Genomic DNA, 18,422 nt, shown 5'->3' with positions numbered 1-18,422 from the left:
TGCCGATTCGCGGAAGTGGCGGTTTTTATGTTGTGATTCAGCGCATATTTTTGGAAAAACTTTTGCTCACAATTTCAGCGTATTTTTGTAATGCACTGAATTTAAACAAGTAATGATGAATACCCCGCTGCTAAGCCCCATTTCCCTGATCTTAAACGGCGAATTGTTCAAAGTTTGGCCTTTCATCTTCCGGAAAAAATGCGTAATATACGCCGCCTTGCGAACAGTTAGGGTCACTTCTTTTTCATGCGCATTGGACATCACCAGCTACGTAATCGACTCATCGCTGCGCCTATGGCCGGAGTATCCGACAAGCCATTTCGCACCCTGTGTTATGACAACGGCGCCGGTATGACTGTCTCCGAGATGCTGTCATCGAACCCGGAAGTCTGGGCCAGTGACAAATCGCGTTTGCGTATGGTGCATAGTGACGAGCCCGGTATTCGCGCCGTGCAAATTGCGGGTTGCGATCCCGATGAGATGGCCGCCGCCGCGCGCATTAATGTTGCGTCCGGTGCACAGGTTATCGACATCAACATGGGCTGCCCGGCTAAAAAAGTGAATCGTAAGATGGCAGGTTCAGCGCTGCTGCAGCATCCGCAGCTGGTGGAGTCAATCCTCCGTGCGGTGGTGAACGCAGTCGATGTACCGGTTACGCTGAAGATTCGCACCGGCTGGGACAAAGAAAATCGTAATTGTGTAGAGATTGCCCAATTGGCTGAACGCTGTGGTATTCAGGCCCTGACCATTCATGGCCGCACGCGCGCCTGTTTGTTTGAAGGGCAAGCTGAATACGACAGCATTCGGACAGTTAAGCAGAGCGTCGCTATTCCGATTATCGCGAATGGTGACATTACTGACCCGCACAAAGCCAGGGCAGTGCTCGACTACACCGGAGCCGATGCTCTGATGGTGGGACGCGCTGCTCAGGGAAGACCGTGGATCTTCCGGGAAATCCAGCATTATCTGGACACAGGGGAGCTGCTGGCACCGAAGCCGCTGGCTGAAGTGAAGCATATGCTGATTGGACACATACGGGAGCTGCACGACTTTTACGGTCAGCGCAAGGGATACCGTATTGCCCGAAAACACGTTTCCTGGTATTTGCAGGAAAGTGCCCCTGACGACCAGTTTCGGCGCACATTCAACGCCATAGAGGATGCCAGCGAACAGCTGGAGGCGTTGGAGGCATACTTCGAAAATCTTGCGTAAACGAAATAAAGAGCTGAAAGAACTATGTTCGAACAACGCGTAAATTCTGACGTACTGACCGTTTCTACCGTTAACTCACAGGATCAGGTGACGCAAAAGCCTCTGCGTGATTCGGTTAAACAGGCACTGAAGAACTATTTTGCTCAACTGAACGGTCAGGATGTAAGTGACCTGTATGAGCTGGTACTGGCTGAAGTCGAGCAGCCTCTGTTGGACATGGTGATGCAGTATACCCGTGGCAACCAGACCCGCGCTGCCCTGATGATGGGCATCAACCGCGGTACGCTGCGTAAGAAGCTGAAAAAATACGGCATGAACTAAGCGTTCTGGTTCCTTGCTGCGATAACGCCAGCCTTTGGGCTGGCGTTTTTGTTTGTATTTCCCGCCTGTTAACACCGCGTGAAACGATTATCGTCAAAATGGTAACGATAGTTGCAATCGCCGGCGTGATAGCTCATCTCTCTCAGGGCCGTTGCCCTGCCCTGTTTTTGCGCAGAAAAATTCTTCTGATCGCCCCTCAGCCCGCTTTGTTTGTGATCCTGAACCGCTTCAGCGGTAATTCCACTTTGCCGTACACCTGTTCATGAGCGTTAGCTCACACTGCTTCCATATAGTGAAACTTTTTGCACTATTTGTGATCGTGGCGACTCGTCATGCTGCCTTTTGGTGCGCGATAGTAGCGACAACTTTCCGGATACGTCCGTTTATTAAAAGATCTTTCCAGTGAATTCAGGATTCTGCAAACCTGGCATCAGCTTTGCAGTGTCGTGGATGGCTAAACGCCACAGAAAGAAATAAGCGCACAGTAAAGTGCGCGCAAACATAACAACACACGATCTCGCCACACAGGATGCTTTATGAAAAAGATGATGCTTTCCACCCTGATTGCTGCCGCCTCGCTGTTCGCCGTGACCCAGCAGGCGCACGCAGGCACCACGCTGGACGCCATTAAGAAGAAAGGGTTTATACAGTGCGGTATTAGCGATGGTCTGCCAGGGTTCTCCTACGCTGACGCCAGCGGCAAATTCACCGGTATCGATGTTGACGTGTGCCGCGCCGCTGCTGCTGCGGTCTTCGGCGATGCCAGCAAAGTAAAATACACCCCGCTGACCGCTAAAGAACGCTTCACTGCGCTGCAGTCAGGCGAGGTGGATATCCTGTCGCGTAACACCACCTGGACCTCATCACGTGATGGCGGCATGGGCTTCCTGTTCGCCGGCGTAAACTATTATGACGGCATCGGCTTCCTGACCCATAAGAAAGCCGGTCTGAAAAGTGCCAAAGAGCTGGATGGTGCCACCGTGTGTATCCAGGCCGGTACCGATACCGAGCTGAACGTGGCCGACTACTTTAAAGCTAACAAAATGCAGTACACGCCGGTCACCTTCGACCGCTCTGATGAGTCTGCCAAAGCGCTGGATAGCGGCCGCTGCGATACCCTCTCTTCTGACCAGTCACAGCTGTATGCGCTGCGCATCAAGCTGGGCAAGCCGGATGACTTTATCGTACTGCCAGAAGTGATTTCAAAAGAGCCGCTGGGGCCGGTCGTGCGTCGCGGTGATGATGACTGGTTCACCATCGTGAAATGGTCGCTGTTCGCCATGCTGAATGCCGAAGAGATGGGCATCAGCTCAAAGAACGTTGATGAGATGGCGGCGAAGCCAACCACGCCAGATATGGCACACCTGCTGGGCGCAGAGGGTGATTTCGGTAAAGACCTGAAGCTCGATAACAAGTGGGCGTACAACATCATCAAGCAGGTTGGCAACTATCAGGAAGTGTTCGATCGTAACGTTGGTAAAGACAGCGCGCTGAAAATTGCACGCGGCCAGAATGCGCTCTGGAACCAGGGCGGCATCCAGTACGCTCCACCAGTGCGTTAATTGTCTCCTGCCAGTCGGGCACCGCATCCTGCGGTGCCCACGCGTATTCTTCACTGAGGTTTTAACATGTCGCAACGCCCAACCGTGAAAAGGGATTTTTCGTTCGGTAATCCTACGGTTCGCGCCTGGCTTTACCAGATTGTCGCGATTGTGGCGGTGTTTGCTGTGGTGGGTTATCTGATCCACAACACGGTGATCAACCTTGCCAATCGCGGTATCACCTCCGGCTTTGGCTTTCTTGAGCGCAATGCCGGTTTCGGCATCGTCCAGCATCTGATCGATTACAGCGAAGGCGATACCTACGCGCGCGTGTTTATGGTCGGGTTAACCAACACCCTGCTGGTCTCCGCGCTCTGTATTGTCTTCGCCTCCATCCTCGGCTTCGCCATCGGTCTGGCGCGCCTGTCGGATAACTGGCTGCTGCGCAAGCTGTCGACCATTTATATCGAGACGTTCCGTAATATCCCGCCGCTGCTGCAAATCTTCTTCTGGTACTTTGCCGTGCTGCGCAATCTGCCGGGCCCGCGTCAGGCGCTGAACGCGTTCGATCTGGCTTTTGTCAGCAACCGCGGTCTGTATATACCGTGGCCAGAGTATGCACCCGGCACCTGGCCATTCCTGATCGCGCTGGCGATTGCCATCGCCGCCAGCGCCGCGCTGTTCCGCTTCAACCGCAAGCATCAGCTGAAAACCGGTCAGCTGCGCCGCACCTGGCCCGCTGCGGCCGGTTTAATTGTGCTGCTGCCGCTGATCGCCCATACGCTGTTTGGTGCCGCCACGCACTGGGATGTGCCCGAGCTGCGCGGTTTCAACTTCCGCGGTGGCTTTGCCATGATTCCGGAACTGGCAGCACTGACGCTGGCACTGTCGATCTACACCTCTTCCTTTATTGCTGAGGTGATTCGCGCCGGGATTCAGTCAGTACCGCATGGTCAGAGCGAAGCGGCACGTTCGCTCGGGCTGCCCAACCCGGTTACGCTGCGTCAGGTGATCATTCCGCAGGCGATGCGCGTGATTATCCCGCCGCTCACCAGCCAGTACCTTAACATCGTAAAAAACTCCTCGCTGGCGGCCGCTATCGGCTATCCGGATATGGTGTCGCTGTTTGCCGGCACCGTACTGAATCAGACCGGCCAGGCAATTGAAACCATTGCCATCACCATGGCGGTTTATCTGATTATCAGTCTGCTCATTTCGCTGCTGATGAACCTCTATAACCGCAAAATTGCGCTGGTTGAGCGTTAAGAGAACGGAACCATTATGTCTGTGACCACACACGAAACGCCGCCGGTGTCGGGCAATCCGCTGGGTAAAGCCTGGCTCTGGGCGCGTAAAAACCTGTTCTCCAGCTGGCTGAATACGCTGCTCACGTTACTCAGCCTGTGGATTATCTGGAGCGTTATCCCGCCGGCGCTGAACTGGTTGATCTTCCAGGCTAACTGGATTGGCGAAACCCGTGCGGACTGTACGAAAGCGGGCGCCTGCTGGGTCTTTATCCACGCGCGCTTTGGCCAGTTCATGTACGGGCTCTATCCGCATGAGCTGCGCTGGCGCATCAATCTGGCGCTGGTGATTGGCCTGCTGTCGATTGTGCCGATGTTTATCAAATCCATGCCGCGCCGCGGCCGCTATATCGCCTGCTGGGCGGTGCTCTATCCGGTCGTCGTCTGGCTGCTGCTGTATGGCGGCTATTTCGGGCTGGACCGAGTGGAAACGCGCCAGTGGGGCGGCCTGACGCTGACGCTGATTATCGCATCTGTCGGCATTGCCGGGGCGCTGCCGCTCGGCATTCTGCTGGCGCTGGGCCGTCGCTCTAAAATGCCGGTGGTGCGCACCCTGTCAGTGATTTTCATTGAGTTCTGGCGTGGCGTACCGCTGATTACCGTGCTGTTCATGTCTTCAGTGATGCTGCCGCTGTTTATGGCGGAAGGCACCACGATAGACAAACTGGTGCGTGCGCTGGTTGGCGTGATCCTGTTCCAGTCGGCGTATGTCGCCGAAGTGGTACGTGGCGGGCTGCAGGCCCTGCCTAAAGGCCAGTACGAAGCGGCAGAGTCGCTGGCGCTCGGCTACTGGAAAACCCAGGCGCTGGTGATTTTACCGCAGGCGCTCAAGCTGACCATTCCCGGTCTGGTGAACACCATCATCGCGCTGTTTAAAGATACCAGCCTGGTGATCATCATCGGCCTGTTCGATCTGTTCAGTAGCGTGCAGCAGGCAACCGTCGACCCTACATGGCTGGGTATGTCGACCGAAGGCTATGTCTTCGCTGCACTGGTTTACTGGATTTTCTGTTTTAGCATGTCGCGCTATAGCCAGTATCTGGAGAAGCGCTTCCACACCGGGCGTAAATCGCACTGAGGTTTTACATGACACAAACAATGACAACGGCGGCTAACGCCATGATGATTACGCTCGAAAACGTGAACAAATGGTACGGGCAGTTCCACGTGCTGAAAGATATCAACCTGCAGGTGAAACCGCGCGAGCGTATCGTGCTGTGCGGCCCTTCGGGTTCCGGTAAATCCACCACTATTCGCTGCATCAACCATCTGGAAGAGCATCAGCAGGGACGGATTGTTGTAGACGGCATCCACCTGAATGATGATGTTCGCAATATTGAACGCGTGCGCACTGAAGTCGGCATGGTTTTTCAGCACTTCAATCTCTTCCCGCATCTGACCGTCCTGCAGAACTGTACGTTGGCACCGATGTGGGTACGCAAGATGCCAAAGAAAGAGGCCGAAGAGCTGGCGATGCACTATCTGCAGCGCGTGCGCATTGCTGAGCATGCCCATAAGTTTCCCGGGCAGCTCTCTGGCGGACAGCAGCAGCGCGTAGCCATCGCCCGTTCGCTGTGTATGAAGCCGAAGATTATGTTATTCGATGAACCCACCTCCGCGCTTGATCCTGAGATGGTTAAAGAGGTGCTGGATACCATGATCGGTCTGGCGGAAGACGGGATGACGATGCTGTGTGTGACGCATGAGATGGGCTTTGCGCGTACGGTTGCCGATCGGGTGATCTTCATGGATCGCGGTGAAATCGTGGAGATGGCGCCGCCGGAAGAGTTCTTTGCGAATCCGAAATCCGAGCGGACCCGGGCGTTTCTGTCGCAGGTTATCCACTAAGCGAACCCGATTAGCCGCATCATTCAGCCCTTGCCAGCATGGCAGGGGCTTTTTTTATGCCTGTGGATTTTATTGAGCGTTTTTATTGAGATAAAGGTCATCGCGGAAAACAAAAAAGCCCTGAACAGATGTTCAGGGCTTTCGTGTTTGATGCCTGGCAGTTCCCTACTCTCGCATGGGGAGACCCCACACTACCATCGGCGCTACGGCGTTTCACTTCTGAGTTCGGCATGGGGTCAGGTGGGACCACCGCGCTGTTGCCGCCAGGCAAATTCTTTTAAACCGAACTCATGCCATAACTGGTGCTGATACCCAGAGTCGAACTGGGGACCTCACCCTTACCAAGGGTGCGCTCTACCAACTGAGCCATATCAGCACACTAAATTTGATGCCTGGCAGTTCCCTACTCTCGCATGGGGAGGCCCCACACTACCATCGGCGCTACGGCGTTTCACTTCTGAGTTCGGCATGGGGTCAGGTGGGACCACCGCGCTGTTGCCGCCAGGCAAATTCTTTGTGCCCTGTCCCGCGTCTTTCGCACTGATGCCGCGTTGGCCGCGCTCGCAAAGTCAGTCACATACTCGTGTATGCTCCTTCCTTTCCTTCGCCTGCCGCCTCGCCTCAGCGCAAAATCCTCCGGACTCGCGTCCGCAGAACAAAGCTGATTCTTTATCCGTCACAAGCTGAAAATTCTTTCTGTCTCTCAGACCAAAACGCCTCTGGCGTTGTAAGGTTAAGCCTCACGGGTCATTAGTACCGGTTAGCTCAACGCATCGCTGCGCTTACACACCCGGCCTATCAACGTCGTCGTCTTCAACGTCCCTTCAGGACCCTTAAAGGGTCAGGGAGAACTCATCTCGGGGCAAGTTTCGTGCTTAGATGCTTTCAGCACTTATCTCTTCCGCACTTAGCTACCGGGCAGTGCCATTGGCATGACAACCCGAACACCAGCGGTGCGTTCACTCCGGTCCTCTCGTACTAGGAGCAACCCCCCTCAATTCTCCAGCGCCCACGGCAGATAGGGACCGAACTGTCTCACGACGTTCTAAACCCAGCTCGCGTACCACTTTAAACGGCGAACAGCCGTACCCTTGGGACCTACTTCAGCCCCAGGATGTGATGAGCCGACATCGAGGTGCCAAACACCGCCGTCGATATGAACTCTTGGGCGGTATCAGCCTGTTATCCCCGGAGTACCTTTTATCCGTTGAGCGATGGCCCTTCCATTCAGAACCACCGGATCACTATGACCTGCTTTCGCACCTGCTCGAGCCGTCACTCTCGCAGTCAAGCTGGCTTATGCCATTGCACTAACCTCCTGATGTCCGACCAGGATTAGCCAACCTTCGTGCTCCTCCGTTACGCTTTGGGAGGAGACCGCCCCAGTCAAACTACCCACCAGACACTGTCCGCAGCCCGGATTACGGGCCTACGTTAGAACATCAAACATTAAAGGGTGGTATTTCAAGGTTGGCTCCACGCAGACTGGCGTCCGCGCTTCAAAGCCTCCCACCTATCCTACACATCAAGGCTCAATGTTCAGTGTCAAGCTATAGTAAAGGTTCACGGGGTCTTTCCGTCTTGCCGCGGGTACACTGCATCTTCACAGCGATTTCAATTTCACTGAGTCTCGGGTGGAGACAGCCTGGCCATCATTACGCCATTCGTGCAGGTCGGAACTTACCCGACAAGGAATTTCGCTACCTTAGGACCGTTATAGTTACGGCCGCCGTTTACCGGGGCTTCGATCAAGAGCTTCTCCTTGCGGATAACCCCATCAATTAACCTTCCGGCACCGGGCAGGCGTCACACCGTATACGTCCACTTTCGTGTTTGCACAGTGCTGTGTTTTTAATAAACAGTTGCAGCCAGCTGGTATCTTCGACTGGCCTCGGCTCCGGGAGCAAGTCCCTTCACCTACGCGCCAGCGTGCCTTCTCCCGAAGTTACGGCACCATTTTGCCTAGTTCCTTCACCCGAGTTCTCTCAAGCGCCTTGGTATTCTCTACCTGACCACCTGTGTCGGTTTGGGGTACGATTTCGTGTTACCTGGAGCTTAGAGGCTTTTCCTGGAAGCAGGGCATCAGTTACTTCACCGCCGTAGCGGCTCGTCGTCACGCCTCAGTGTTAAAGAAGACCGGATTTGCCTGGTCTTCACACCTGCACGCTTAAACCGGGACAACCGTCGCCCGGATAACCTAGCCTTCTCCGTCCCCCCTTCGCAGTAACACCAAGTACAGGAATATTAACCTGTTTCCCATCGACTACGCTTTTCAGCCTCGCCTTAGGGGTCGACTCACCCTGCCCCGATTAACGTTGGACAGGAACCCTTGGTCTTCCGGCGAGCGGGCTTTTCACCCGCTTTATCGTTACTTATGTCAGCATTCGCACTTCTGATACCTCCAGCATGCCTCACAGCACACCTTCAGCGGCTTACAGAACGCTCCCCTACCCAACAACACATAGTGTCGCTGCCGCAGCTTCGGTGCATGGTTTAGCCCCGTTACATCTTCCGCGCAGGCCGACTCGACCAGTGAGCTATTACGCTTTCTTTAAATGATGGCTGCTTCTAAGCCAACATCCTGGCTGTCTGTGCCTTCCCACATCGTTTCCCACTTAACCATGACTTTGGGACCTTAGCTGGCGGTCTGGGTTGTTTCCCTCTTCACGACGGACGTTAGCACCCGCCGTGTGTCTCCCGTGATAACATTCCTCGGTATTCGCAGTTTGCATCGGGTTGGTAAGCCGGGATGGCCCCCTAGCCGAAACAGTGCTCTACCCCCGAGGATGAGTTCACGAGGCGCTACCTAAATAGCTTTCGGGGAGAACCAGCTATCTCCCGGTTTGATTGGCCTTTCACCCCCAGCCACAAGTCATCCGCTAATTTTTCAACATTAGTCGGTTCGGTCCTCCAGTTAGTGTTACCCAACCTTCAACCTGCCCATGGCTAGATCACCGGGTTTCGGGTCTATACCCTGCAACTTAACGCCCAATTAAGACTCGGTTTCCCTTCGGCTCCCCTATGCGGTTAACCTTGCTACAGAATATAAGTCGCTGACCCATTATACAAAAGGTACGCAGTCACCTAACAAGTAGGCTCCCACTGCTTGTACGTACACGGTTTCAGGTTCTGTTTCACTCCCCTCGCCGGGGTTCTTTTCGCCTTTCCCTCACGGTACTGGTTCACTATCGGTCAGTCAGGAGTATTTAGCCTTGGAGGATGGTCCCCCCATGTTCAGACAGGATACCACGTGTCCCGCCCTACTCGTCGGACTCACAACTCATGCATCTTCGTGTACGGGGCTGTCACCCGGTATCGCGCGACTTTCCAGACGCTTCCACTGATGCACAAGCTGATTCAGGTCCTGGGCTGCTCCCCGTTCGCTCGCCGCTACTGGGGGAATCTCGGTTGATTTCTTTTCCTCGGGGTACTTAGATGTTTCAGTTCCCCCGGTTCGCCTCGTTAACCTATGTATTCAGTTAACGATAATGCACAAGTGCATTGGGTTTCCCCATTCGGACATCGACGGCTGTAGCGGTTCATATCACCTTACCGTCGCTTTTCGCAGATTAGCACGTCCTTCATCGCCTCTGACTGCCAGGGCATCCACCGTGTACGCTTAGTCGCTTAACCTCACAACCCACAGGCGTTTTGCAACGCTGCAGACTGCAAGCATTTGAGAGACTCGAACGCATCGTTGCTTCATTCTTATTACGGAGAATGAATACGACGCGTCGTTTCAAATTTTCAGCTTGTTCCGGATTGTTAAAGAGCAAATACTTCGCAGCACACCGTCGCCGGTATACTCTGAAGTAAGTTTCAGTACTGTAATGGTGGAGCTAAGCGGGATCGAACCGCTGACCTCCTGCGTGCAAGGCAGGCGCTCTCCCAGCTGAGCTATAGCCCCATACAGTCACTGCAGAGACCATCTACATCCACTCACCAGGAGTCACGTTTCTCACACGGGAAATGTGATTTCGTCTCAGGCAAGGCATGTTTTCGCGAAGCATAGTGAACTATGCGAGCCGGAAACATAACGCGGCATGAGAAGAAATCTGGTAGGCCTGAGTGGACTTGAACCACCGACCTCACCCTTATCAGGGGTGCGCTCTAACCACCTGAGCTACAAGCCTGTAGAGGTTTTTTCTGCTCGTTACTTTTCTATCAGACAATCTGTGTGAGCACTTCGCGGGAAAGTATCTTCAGGTAAGGAGGTGATCCAACCGCAGGTTCCCCTACGGTTACCTTGTTACGACTTCACCCCAGTCATGAATCACAAAGTGGTAAGCGCCCTCCCGAAGGTTAAGCTACCTACTTCTTTTGCAACCCACTCCCATGGTGTGACGGGCGGTGTGTACAAGGCCCGGGAACGTATTCACCGTAGCATTCTGATCTACGATTACTAGCGATTCCGACTTCATGGAGTCGAGTTGCAGACTCCAATCCGGACTACGACGCACTTTATGAGGTCCGCTTGCTCTCGCGAGGTCGCTTCTCTTTGTATGCGCCATTGTAGCACGTGTGTAGCCCTGGCCGTAAGGGCCATGATGACTTGACGTCATCCCCACCTTCCTCCGGTTTATCACCGGCAGTCTCCTTTGAGTTCCCGGCCGAACCGCTGGCAACAAAGGATAAGGGTTGCGCTCGTTGCGGGACTTAACCCAACATTTCACAACACGAGCTGACGACAGCCATGCAGCACCTGTCTCAGAGTTCCCGAAGGCACCAAAGCATCTCTGCTAAGTTCTCTGGATGTCAAGGCCAGGTAAGGTTCTTCGCGTTGCATCGAATTAAACCACATGCTCCACCGCTTGTGCGGGCCCCCGTCAATTCATTTGAGTTTTAACCTTGCGGCCGTACTCCCCAGGCGGTCGACTTAACGCGTTAGCTCCGGAAGCCACGCCTCAAGGGCACAACCTCCAAGTCGACATCGTTTACGGCGTGGACTACCAGGGTATCTAATCCTGTTTGCTCCCCACGCTTTCGCACCTGAGCGTCAGTCTTCGTCCAGGGGGCCGCCTTCGCCACCGGTATTCCTCCAGATCTCTACGCATTTCACCGCTACACCTGGAATTCTACCCCCCTCTACGAGACTCAAGCCTGCCAGTTTCAAATGCAGTTCCCAGGTTAAGCCCGGGGATTTCACATCTGACTTAACAGACCGCCTGCGTGCGCTTTACGCCCAGTAATTCCGATTAACGCTTGCACCCTCCGTATTACCGCGGCTGCTGGCACGGAGTTAGCCGGTGCTTCTTCTGCGGGTAACGTCAATCGGCGAGGTTATTAACCTCACCGCCTTCCTCCCCGCTGAAAGTACTTTACAACCCGAAGGCCTTCTTCATACACGCGGCATGGCTGCATCAGGCTTGCGCCCATTGTGCAATATTCCCCACTGCTGCCTCCCGTAGGAGTCTGGACCGTGTCTCAGTTCCAGTGTGGCTGGTCATCCTCTCAGACCAGCTAGGGATCGTCGCCTAGGTGAGCCATTACCCCACCTACTAGCTAATCCCATCTGGGCACATCCGATGGTGTGAGGCCCGAAGGTCCCCCACTTTGGTCTTGCGACGTTATGCGGTATTAGCTACCGTTTCCAGTAGTTATCCCCCTCCATCGGGCAGTTTCCCAGACATTACTCACCCGTCCGCCACTCGCCACCCAAAGAGCAAGCTCTTCTGTGCTGCCGTTCGACTTGCATGTGTTAGGCCTGCCGCCAGCGTTCAATCTGAGCCATGATCAAACTCTTCAATTTAAGTTTGATTTGCTGCAACGAGTGCAGCGATGCTCTGTGAATTAAACTTCGTAATGAATTACGTGTTCACTCAGCAAAGACTTGATATTTTTTACGTCCGTAGACGCTGATATCAATCCTGCGAGTGCCCACACAGATTGTCTGATAAATTGTTAAAGAGCGGTGCGACGCGGCGTTCGGCCTGCTGTCGCGAGGTGGCGTATATTACGCTTTCCTCCTTCAGAGTCAAACACTTTTTTCAGCGTTTTTCTCCGGCGGGGTGAATCGCTTCACGCCCTGCTGAGCCGCCTGCGTTGCCGCTTTGCCGTCTCAGTGGTGGCGCATTATAGGGATCCGGATTTTTTGCACAACCCCTTTTTTCGATCTTTTTTATCGACTGGCGAGTTTTCACTCTTTTCGCTGCGATCGCGAGCGATCCGCGCAAAAATCAGCTTGTTTACCCGCACCGGAAGCCGCAGGCTAGCGGGAAACATCAGAAAAGGAGAAATAGAATGTCTGTAGCCCTGCGCCCTTATAAGCAACATATTCCTCATACCGGCGAGCGTGTGATGGTGGATAGCAGTAGCGTGGTCGTTGGCGAAGTCGAGCTGGCTGATGATGTCAGCATCTGGCCACTGGTAGCAATCCGCGGTGACGTGAATAAAGTGGTGATTGGTAAACGCAGCAATATCCAGGATGGCAGCGTGCTGCACGTTACGCATAAATCCAGCAGTAATCCCGATGGCTTTCCATTGATCATCGGTGAAGACGTGACGGTGGGCCATAAAGCAATGCTGCACGGCTGCACCATTGGCAACCGCGTGCTGGTGGGTATGGGCTCGATCCTGCTGGATGGCGCGATCGTCGAAGATGAGGTGATGATTGGCGCCGGCAGCCTGGTGCCACCCGGTAAACGCCTGCAAAGCGGCTATCTCTATTTAGGCAGCCCGGTGAAGCAGATCCGGCCACTAAGCGAAGCGGAAATAGCCGGACTGCTTTACTCCGCTAACAATTATGTCGGCTGGAAAGATGAATACCTGGCTCAGGGCAGCCACAGCCAGCCCTGATCGTCGGCCTGTTCCGCCCGGAGCAGCTGCTCGGCCTCTTCCTCCAGATCCCAGCGATGCGCGCTAAACAGCGCCATCGCCTCTCCGGCACCAAAGCGCTGCTGCAGCGCCGGCAGCGATATTGCGCAGGTTAGTCCCATACCATTCACTAATACCGGGAACAGCACCGCCTGCCGGACTGCGTCCCAGCTTTCCCGATCGGGAAACTGGATAGCCTGATTCATGCCTGCATCGCCTGTTTAAGTTGATCGATGACCGGCGCGATCTCCGGCATAACGCCATGCCACAGCTGAAACGCATGCGCCGCCTGACCTACCAGCATGCCGAGTCCATCCGCCAGCTGCTGTGTGCCGTGCTGCTGGCACCACGCCAGAAATGGCGTCAGCCCCTGCTGATAAAACATGTCGTAACAGCGCACCTGCGCATCAATCAGCGTAACCGGCAGCGGCGGCACGTCGCCCGCTACGCCGCTGGAGGTGGCATTGATGATCAGATCAAAACGTTCGCCGGCCAGTTGATCAAAACTCATCGCCTGGATCGCCCCACTGTGCTGGAAAAGCTCAGCCAGCTGTTGCGCGCGTTCTGCCGTGCGGTTAACCACCACCAGCGCGCAGCCCGTCGAGAGCAGCGGCAGGATCACCCCACGCGCCGCGCCGCCCGCACCCACCAGCAGAATGCGATCGCCCGGCCGGATCAGCTGCAGCCGTTGCAGATCGCTCAGCAGGCCGATGCCGTCCGTGTTATCACCCAGAATCGAACCATCGGCTCGCTTCTTTAAGGTATTTACCGCGCCGGATAATGCCGCGCGTTCGCTGAGCTCATCCGCGAATCCCCATGCCTGCTGTTTAAACGGCAGCGTAACATTGGCGCCTTTGCCACCAGCCGCAAAAAACGCCTCTATCGCCTGCGGGAACCCTTCCAGCGGTGCGCAGATGCGCCCGTAAGGATGTTCAATACCGGTCTGCTCAGCAAAAGCGGCGTGAATAAACGGAGATTTGCTGTGGGCGATGGGATGACCAAAAACGGCAAACTTTTCCATAATCAGCCCTGACGAATGAGTTCACCGCTAATAGCATCGCGGATTTCAGAAGGATTCAGGCGACCGCCGGTGGCCGCCTGCAACACCGGGAACTGCGAGCCAAACTGCTCTGCCACTTCGGCGGCGCTGCGGCACGGCGGCTGACCGGTTAAATTCGCGCTGGTTGAGACCAGCGGCTTGCCAAATCCGCGACACAGCGCCTGGACCTGCGGATGATCGCTGACGCGAATCGCCAGCGAATCAAAGCGGCCGGTTAACCAGCGCGGCGTATGCGGCGAAGCAGGCACCACATAGGTGACCGGACCCGGCCAGCTGGCAAACATACGTTCGCGCTGCAGCACGGTGAGTTCGCGATCGGCAATATAAGGCTCAAGCTGCGTATAATCAGCGGCGATCAGAATCAGACCCTTTTCTACCGGGCGCTGTTTCAGTGCCAGCAGGGCCATCACCGCGCTTTCGCTGTCCGGATCGCAGCCAAGGCCGAATACGGCTTCGGTAGGGTAAGCAATCACTTGCTGTTGCTGAAGTTGTTCGATGCAGAAGTCGAGGCTTCCGGGTGCATGCTGGCTCTGGTTCATGATCACTCTTCATCCTGGGCGATGGGCTTACCGCAGCGTTTGCTGGCGCAGAAGCGCTTCATGCCCTGTGCGGTTTTCTTTTCTATTAATAACGGGAACTGGCAATGGGGGCAGACACCTTCCAGCGGCGTAGCGTTGATCGCGAACTGACAGTCGGGATAACGATCGCAGGCGTGGAAGATTTTGCCATAGCGTGAACGGCGCTGCACCAGCTTGCCGCTGGCGCACTGCGGACAGGCAATCGCGGTTTCGTCCGGCTTATCGATGGTTTCCGTGTAATCACACTCCGGATAGTGGCTACAGCCGACAAACATGCCGAATCGCCCCTGGCGCAGCACTTTGTCCGCACCACACTGCGGGCAGGCATGGCCTTCCAGCACTTTGACAATATGGCCATCACCCTGACTTTTCAGCGGGCGGATATAGTCACAGGTTGGATAATTCACACAGCCGAGAAAAGGCCCGTGTTTGCCGGCACGTATCACTAATTCTGCCCCGCAGGCGGGGCAGGGATCGTGTTTACGCACGGTAAATAGTGCTGGTTTACTCATATTACCGAATGCATTAATCGCAAATTAATGCAGCATACCTTCATTGACGTCGAATAACAGTTCTTCCATCTGCTGATAGGCATTTTCACATCCGGGGATGTTAAACAGCACCATCAGCACCACCCATTTGAGATCTTCCAGATCGAATTCCAGCGTATCAAGCGCCATAACCCGTTCGATGACCATTTCGCGCGTTTCCATATTCAGCACCTGGATTTGCTCCAGGAACAGAATAAAACCACGACACTCGGCATCTAAACGCTGGCTCTCTTCTTCCGTATAGATTCGCATGGAGAGCGGATCGTTAGCCAGCAACACTGGCGCGACCAGACCATCCTGATAATCCGCTAACCGCTCAAGCCAATTCAACGCATTGTAGATATCTTCGCGATGAAAACCGGCATCGGTTAAGTCATCGGTCAATTTATCCTGGTCAACGCGCATTTCAGCCTCGTTGTGGATATACGTCTCAAACAAGTACATAAGTACGTCGAACATGGCATGCCCTCCTCAATCGGACATAGCCGCCGGGTACAGCTGCGATCCATCCTGCTAACTCCAGCTCCAGCAATTGCGCTGCGATAACTGGCACAGGTTGGCCGGCACGTTCAGCGACGACGTCAACAGGTGTAACCTCATCACCTACGTTAGCCAACACGCTGGGAAATGGCAATGGCACATCATCACTGAGTTGTGAATATATTGTTTCTGAGATGCTGGCCGGCAACCATTGCAGGGCAGAATGCAAATCCTCAAGGATATTGTTGGGATGCGCCACCAGCAGCGCCCCCTGCTGAATCAGCCAGTGCGTGCCTTCAGAGCCAGAGTTACCCAGTGCGCCAGGCAGCGCATACACGTTACGGTTTTGTTCCAGCGCATACCGCGCCGTTACCAGCGAGCCACTCTTCAGTGACGCTTCAACCACCAGCACGCCATGGCTCAGGCCGCTGATAATACGATTACGCCGCGGGAAATTTACCGCATGGGGCGCCATCGACAGCGGCAGTTCTGAAACCAGCGCGCCGCCGCTGGCGATAATCTCCTGTGCCAGCGGCTGATGGCTTTTCGGATAGAGATGATTCAGCCCGCTGCCCAGCACGGCCAGGGTTTTGCCCTGCACTTCCAGCGCGGCACGATGCGCCACGCCATCAATACCGCGCGCCAGCCCGCTGGTGATGGTCAAACCGCTTAGCGCCAGCTGCTGGGTAAACCAGCTGCCCCATTCTCTGCCATACGGCGAACAGTGACGACTGCCGACCACCGCCAGTTGCGGTGTCGCGAGTGCAGAGAGGTCGCCCGCTATATAAAGGGCAGCCGGATAGCGGCTGATTTCCCGCAGCCGGGCGGGATAATGTGCGTCGCTGCAGGCGATCAGATGATGTTGCGCCTGTTGCAGCCAGCGCTGCGTTTTTTCCAGCTGGCGTGGACAGAGGGCGAGAAACTGCTGCCGCTGCGTGTCGTCCAGCCCGTGCTGCTGCAGCCACGCGTCGTCAACGTGGCTGGCGGCCAGAAGCGCCATGATGAACTGACGGGCGCGCTCACCGCTTAAACCCCAGACGTAAGTCAGCCTGATAATCCTTTCACTGCGTTCCATGCTGCGCTCCCTGTCAGCCGTGCTCTGATGCGGCACAATGCTGTCAATCAGGCCCCAAAAAGTCTACAATATGAGGCAGTAATCTTTTCTTTAACGCATACAGATCTGGATATTTATGTCAGTTTTGCAGGTATTACATTTCCCTGACGATCGCCTTCGCAAAATTGCTGCACCCGTTGCGGCTGTGAATGCTGACGTTCAGCGTATTGTCGACGATATGTTTGAGACCATGTACGCCGAAGAAGGCATTGGTCTGGCGGCGACGCAGGTGGATATTCACCAGCGCATCATCGTGATTGATGTTTCTGAAAGCCGCGAAGAGCGCCTGGTGCTGATTAACCCGGAGCTGCTGGAAAAAAGCGGCGAAACCGGTATCGAAGAGGGTTGCCTGTCGATCCCGGAACAGCGGGCGTTTGTGCCGCGTGCCGAGCGGGTCAAAGTGCGCGCGCTGGATCGCGACGGTAACAGCTTCGAGCTGGAAACCGACGGTCTGCTGGCGATCTGCATCCAGCATGAGATCGACCATCTCGACGGTAAACTGTTTATTGATTATCTGTCGCCGCTGAAGCGTCAGCGTATTAAACAGAAACTGGAAAAACTGGCCCGCCAGAATGCGCGCGCATCCTGAGAGCGAACAGAAGGTTGAACTGTGTCTGCACCGTTAAAAATCATCTTTGCCGGTACTCCTGACTTCGCAGCGCGTCATCTCGACGCGCTGCTTGCTTCTGAGCATCAGGTGGTTGGCGTCTTTACTCAGCCCGACCGCCCTGCCGGACGTGGCAACAAACTCACGCCGGGCCCGGTAAAAGTGCTGGCTCAGGCGCATGATATCCCTGTGTTTCAGCCAAAGTCCCTGAAGCCGGAAGAGAATCAGCAGCTGGTTGCCGGGCTACAGGCCGATGTGATGGTGGTCGTCGCTTATGGTCTGATCCTGCCTCAGGCGGTGCTGACGATGCCGCGCCTTGGCTGCATCAACGTACACGGCTCGCTGCTGCCGCGCTGGCGCGGTGCGGCGCCGATCCAGCGCTCACTGTGGGCCGGCGATAACGAAACCGGTGTGACCATCATGCAGATGGACGTGGGTCTGGATACCGGCGATATGCTGCACAAAATAACCTGCCCGATTAATGCCGACGATACCAGCGCATCGCTGTACGACAAGCTGGCGCAGCTGGGCCCGCAGGGGATGCTGACCACGCTCAGTCTGCTGGCCGCCGGCAGCGCGCAGCCCGAAGTGCAGGATGAGACTCTGGTAACTTACGCGGAAAAGCTCAGCAAAGAAGAGGCACGTCTTGACTGGTCGCTCTCTGCTGTTCAGCTGGAACGGTGCATTCGCGCCTTCAATCCGTGGCCGGTGAGTTATTTCCTCATCGACGATCAGCCGGTCAAAGTCTGGCAGGCCAGCGTATTACCGCACCGCAGCGCCCAGCCGGGAGAAATTCTGCAGGCTGACAAACACGGCATCCAGATCGCGACCGCTGACGGCGTGCTGAATCTGCTCTCACTGCAGCCTGCCGGCAAAAAAGCCATGGCGGCGCAGGATCTGCTCAATTCGCGTCGTGAATGGTTTACCCCCGGCACCGTTCTGGCCTGATTCTTCAGCCCGGTCTCCGCCGGGCTTTTTGTTTGATGAATGAAT

At 55.3% G+C, this 18,422-nt stretch carries 15 protein-coding genes, 3 tRNA genes and 4 rRNA genes; 9 read left to right on the top strand and 13 right to left on the bottom strand.

Annotated features, from left to right (window positions below; all coding sequences use genetic code 11):
- Positions 1–246 precede the first annotated feature (246 nt).
- The 6 genes from dusB to AC6I7J_RS01865 all read left to right on the top strand — a co-directional run bounded on the left by dusB (position 247) and on the right by AC6I7J_RS01865 (position 6,226).
- Entirely contained in the window at positions 247–1,212 is a 966-nt protein-coding gene (gene dusB / locus AC6I7J_RS01890; protein ID WP_040679767.1) for a tRNA dihydrouridine synthase DusB, read from the top strand.
- A gap of 24 nt (positions 1,213–1,236) precedes the next feature.
- Complete coding sequence (fis, locus tag AC6I7J_RS01885; protein ID WP_003855228.1) at positions 1,237–1,533, top strand: DNA-binding transcriptional regulator Fis; 297 nt, start codon at positions 1,237–1,239, stop codon at positions 1,531–1,533.
- A 536-nt stretch (positions 1,534–2,069) separates the two neighbouring features.
- Entirely contained in the window at positions 2,070–3,095 is a 1,026-nt protein-coding gene (locus AC6I7J_RS01880; protein WP_058759887.1) for an amino acid ABC transporter substrate-binding protein, read from the top strand.
- 66 nt (positions 3,096–3,161) lie between these two features.
- Positions 3,162–4,340, top strand: coding sequence for an amino acid ABC transporter permease (locus AC6I7J_RS01875; RefSeq protein WP_021508165.1), 1,179 nt, complete (start codon positions 3,162–3,164; stop codon positions 4,338–4,340).
- 15 nt (positions 4,341–4,355) lie between these two features.
- Complete coding sequence (locus tag AC6I7J_RS01870) at positions 4,356–5,456, top strand: amino acid ABC transporter permease (protein ID WP_058781108.1); 1,101 nt, start codon at positions 4,356–4,358, stop codon at positions 5,454–5,456.
- Between the two features lie 8 nt (positions 5,457–5,464).
- On the top strand, positions 5,465–6,226 hold the full coding sequence (locus tag AC6I7J_RS01865) for an amino acid ABC transporter ATP-binding protein (protein ID WP_058759889.1): 762 nt from the start codon (positions 5,465–5,467) through the stop codon (positions 6,224–6,226).
- 152 nt (positions 6,227–6,378) lie between these two features.
- Here AC6I7J_RS01865 and rrf (AC6I7J_RS01860) read toward each other — a convergent pair.
- From rrf (AC6I7J_RS01860) to AC6I7J_RS01830, 7 genes are all read right to left on the bottom strand, one after another.
- Positions 6,379–6,494: ribosomal RNA gene (gene rrf, locus AC6I7J_RS01860) — 5S ribosomal RNA — on the bottom strand.
- 32 nt (positions 6,495–6,526) lie between these two features.
- A tRNA-Thr gene (locus AC6I7J_RS01855) sits at positions 6,527–6,602 on the bottom strand.
- Positions 6,603–6,616: 14 nt separating this feature from the next.
- Positions 6,617–6,732, bottom strand: a 5S ribosomal RNA gene (gene rrf / locus AC6I7J_RS01850).
- A gap of 223 nt (positions 6,733–6,955) precedes the next feature.
- Positions 6,956–9,859 (bottom strand): 23S ribosomal RNA (locus AC6I7J_RS01845).
- 198 nt (positions 9,860–10,057) lie between these two features.
- A tRNA-Ala gene (locus AC6I7J_RS01840) sits at positions 10,058–10,133 on the bottom strand.
- Between the two features lie 149 nt (positions 10,134–10,282).
- A tRNA-Ile gene (locus tag AC6I7J_RS01835) sits at positions 10,283–10,359 on the bottom strand.
- Between the two features lie 74 nt (positions 10,360–10,433).
- Positions 10,434–11,975 (bottom strand): 16S ribosomal RNA (locus AC6I7J_RS01830).
- The 16S, 23S and 5S rRNA genes sit together here with 3 tRNA genes alongside, the layout of an rRNA operon.
- Before the next feature lie 491 nt (positions 11,976–12,466).
- Here AC6I7J_RS01830 and AC6I7J_RS01825 point away from each other — a divergent pair.
- A complete protein-coding gene (locus tag AC6I7J_RS01825; protein WP_125311336.1) occupies positions 12,467–13,021 on the top strand; it encodes a gamma carbonic anhydrase family protein in 555 nt (184 codons plus the stop codon).
- On the opposite strand, the gene AC6I7J_RS01820 is transcribed toward AC6I7J_RS01825, so the two are convergent.
- From AC6I7J_RS01820 to dprA, 6 genes are read right to left on the bottom strand one after another with little or no spacing between them, the layout of a single operon-like run.
- Positions 12,997–13,245 carry a DUF1488 family protein gene (locus tag AC6I7J_RS01820; RefSeq protein WP_058759902.1) on the bottom strand — a complete coding sequence of 83 codons (249 nt, stop codon included), beginning with the start codon at positions 13,243–13,245 and terminating at the stop codon, positions 12,997–12,999. The genes AC6I7J_RS01825 and AC6I7J_RS01820 overlap by 25 nt on opposite strands.
- Positions 13,242–14,060: a shikimate dehydrogenase gene (aroE, locus tag AC6I7J_RS01815; protein WP_498006614.1), complete on the bottom strand. Its 819-nt coding sequence runs from the start codon at positions 14,058–14,060 to the stop codon at positions 13,242–13,244. Before aroE ends, AC6I7J_RS01820 begins: the two co-directional genes overlap by 4 nt.
- 2 nt (positions 14,061–14,062) lie before the next feature.
- Complete coding sequence (gene tsaC, locus AC6I7J_RS01810; protein WP_058776573.1) at positions 14,063–14,638, bottom strand: L-threonylcarbamoyladenylate synthase type 1 TsaC; 576 nt, start codon at positions 14,636–14,638, stop codon at positions 14,063–14,065.
- Positions 14,639–14,640: 2 nt separating this feature from the next.
- Positions 14,641–15,189, bottom strand: coding sequence for a DNA topoisomerase family protein (locus AC6I7J_RS01805; RefSeq protein WP_498006611.1), 549 nt, complete (start codon positions 15,187–15,189; stop codon positions 14,641–14,643).
- Positions 15,190–15,213: 24 nt separating this feature from the next.
- Positions 15,214–15,687, bottom strand: a complete 474-nt coding sequence (smg, locus tag AC6I7J_RS01800) for a DUF494 family protein Smg (protein ID WP_031279836.1) — start codon at positions 15,685–15,687, stop codon at positions 15,214–15,216.
- Positions 15,659–16,783 (bottom strand): DNA-protecting protein DprA, encoded by a 1,125-nt coding sequence (gene dprA / locus AC6I7J_RS01795; protein ID WP_498006609.1) that lies wholly within the window; start codon positions 16,781–16,783, stop codon positions 15,659–15,661. Before dprA ends, smg begins: the two co-directional genes overlap by 29 nt.
- A 115-nt stretch (positions 16,784–16,898) precedes the next feature.
- Here dprA and def point away from each other — a divergent pair, with 115 nt between their 5' ends.
- The gene (gene def / locus AC6I7J_RS01790) at positions 16,899–17,411 is read left to right on the top strand and encodes a peptide deformylase (protein WP_021508231.1); all 513 of its coding nucleotides are present in this window, start codon (positions 16,899–16,901) and stop codon (positions 17,409–17,411) included.
- A gap of 21 nt (positions 17,412–17,432) precedes the next feature.
- Positions 17,433–18,377 carry a methionyl-tRNA formyltransferase gene (fmt, locus tag AC6I7J_RS01785; RefSeq protein ID WP_058759898.1) on the top strand — a complete coding sequence of 315 codons (945 nt, stop codon included), beginning with the start codon at positions 17,433–17,435 and terminating at the stop codon, positions 18,375–18,377.
- Positions 18,378–18,422 lie beyond the last annotated feature (45 nt).

It is taken from the genome of Type-C symbiont of Plautia stali (assembly GCF_059730935.1).
Note: the sequence above shows the minus strand (reverse complement) of the source record. Positions and strands in the feature narration are given on the sequence as shown.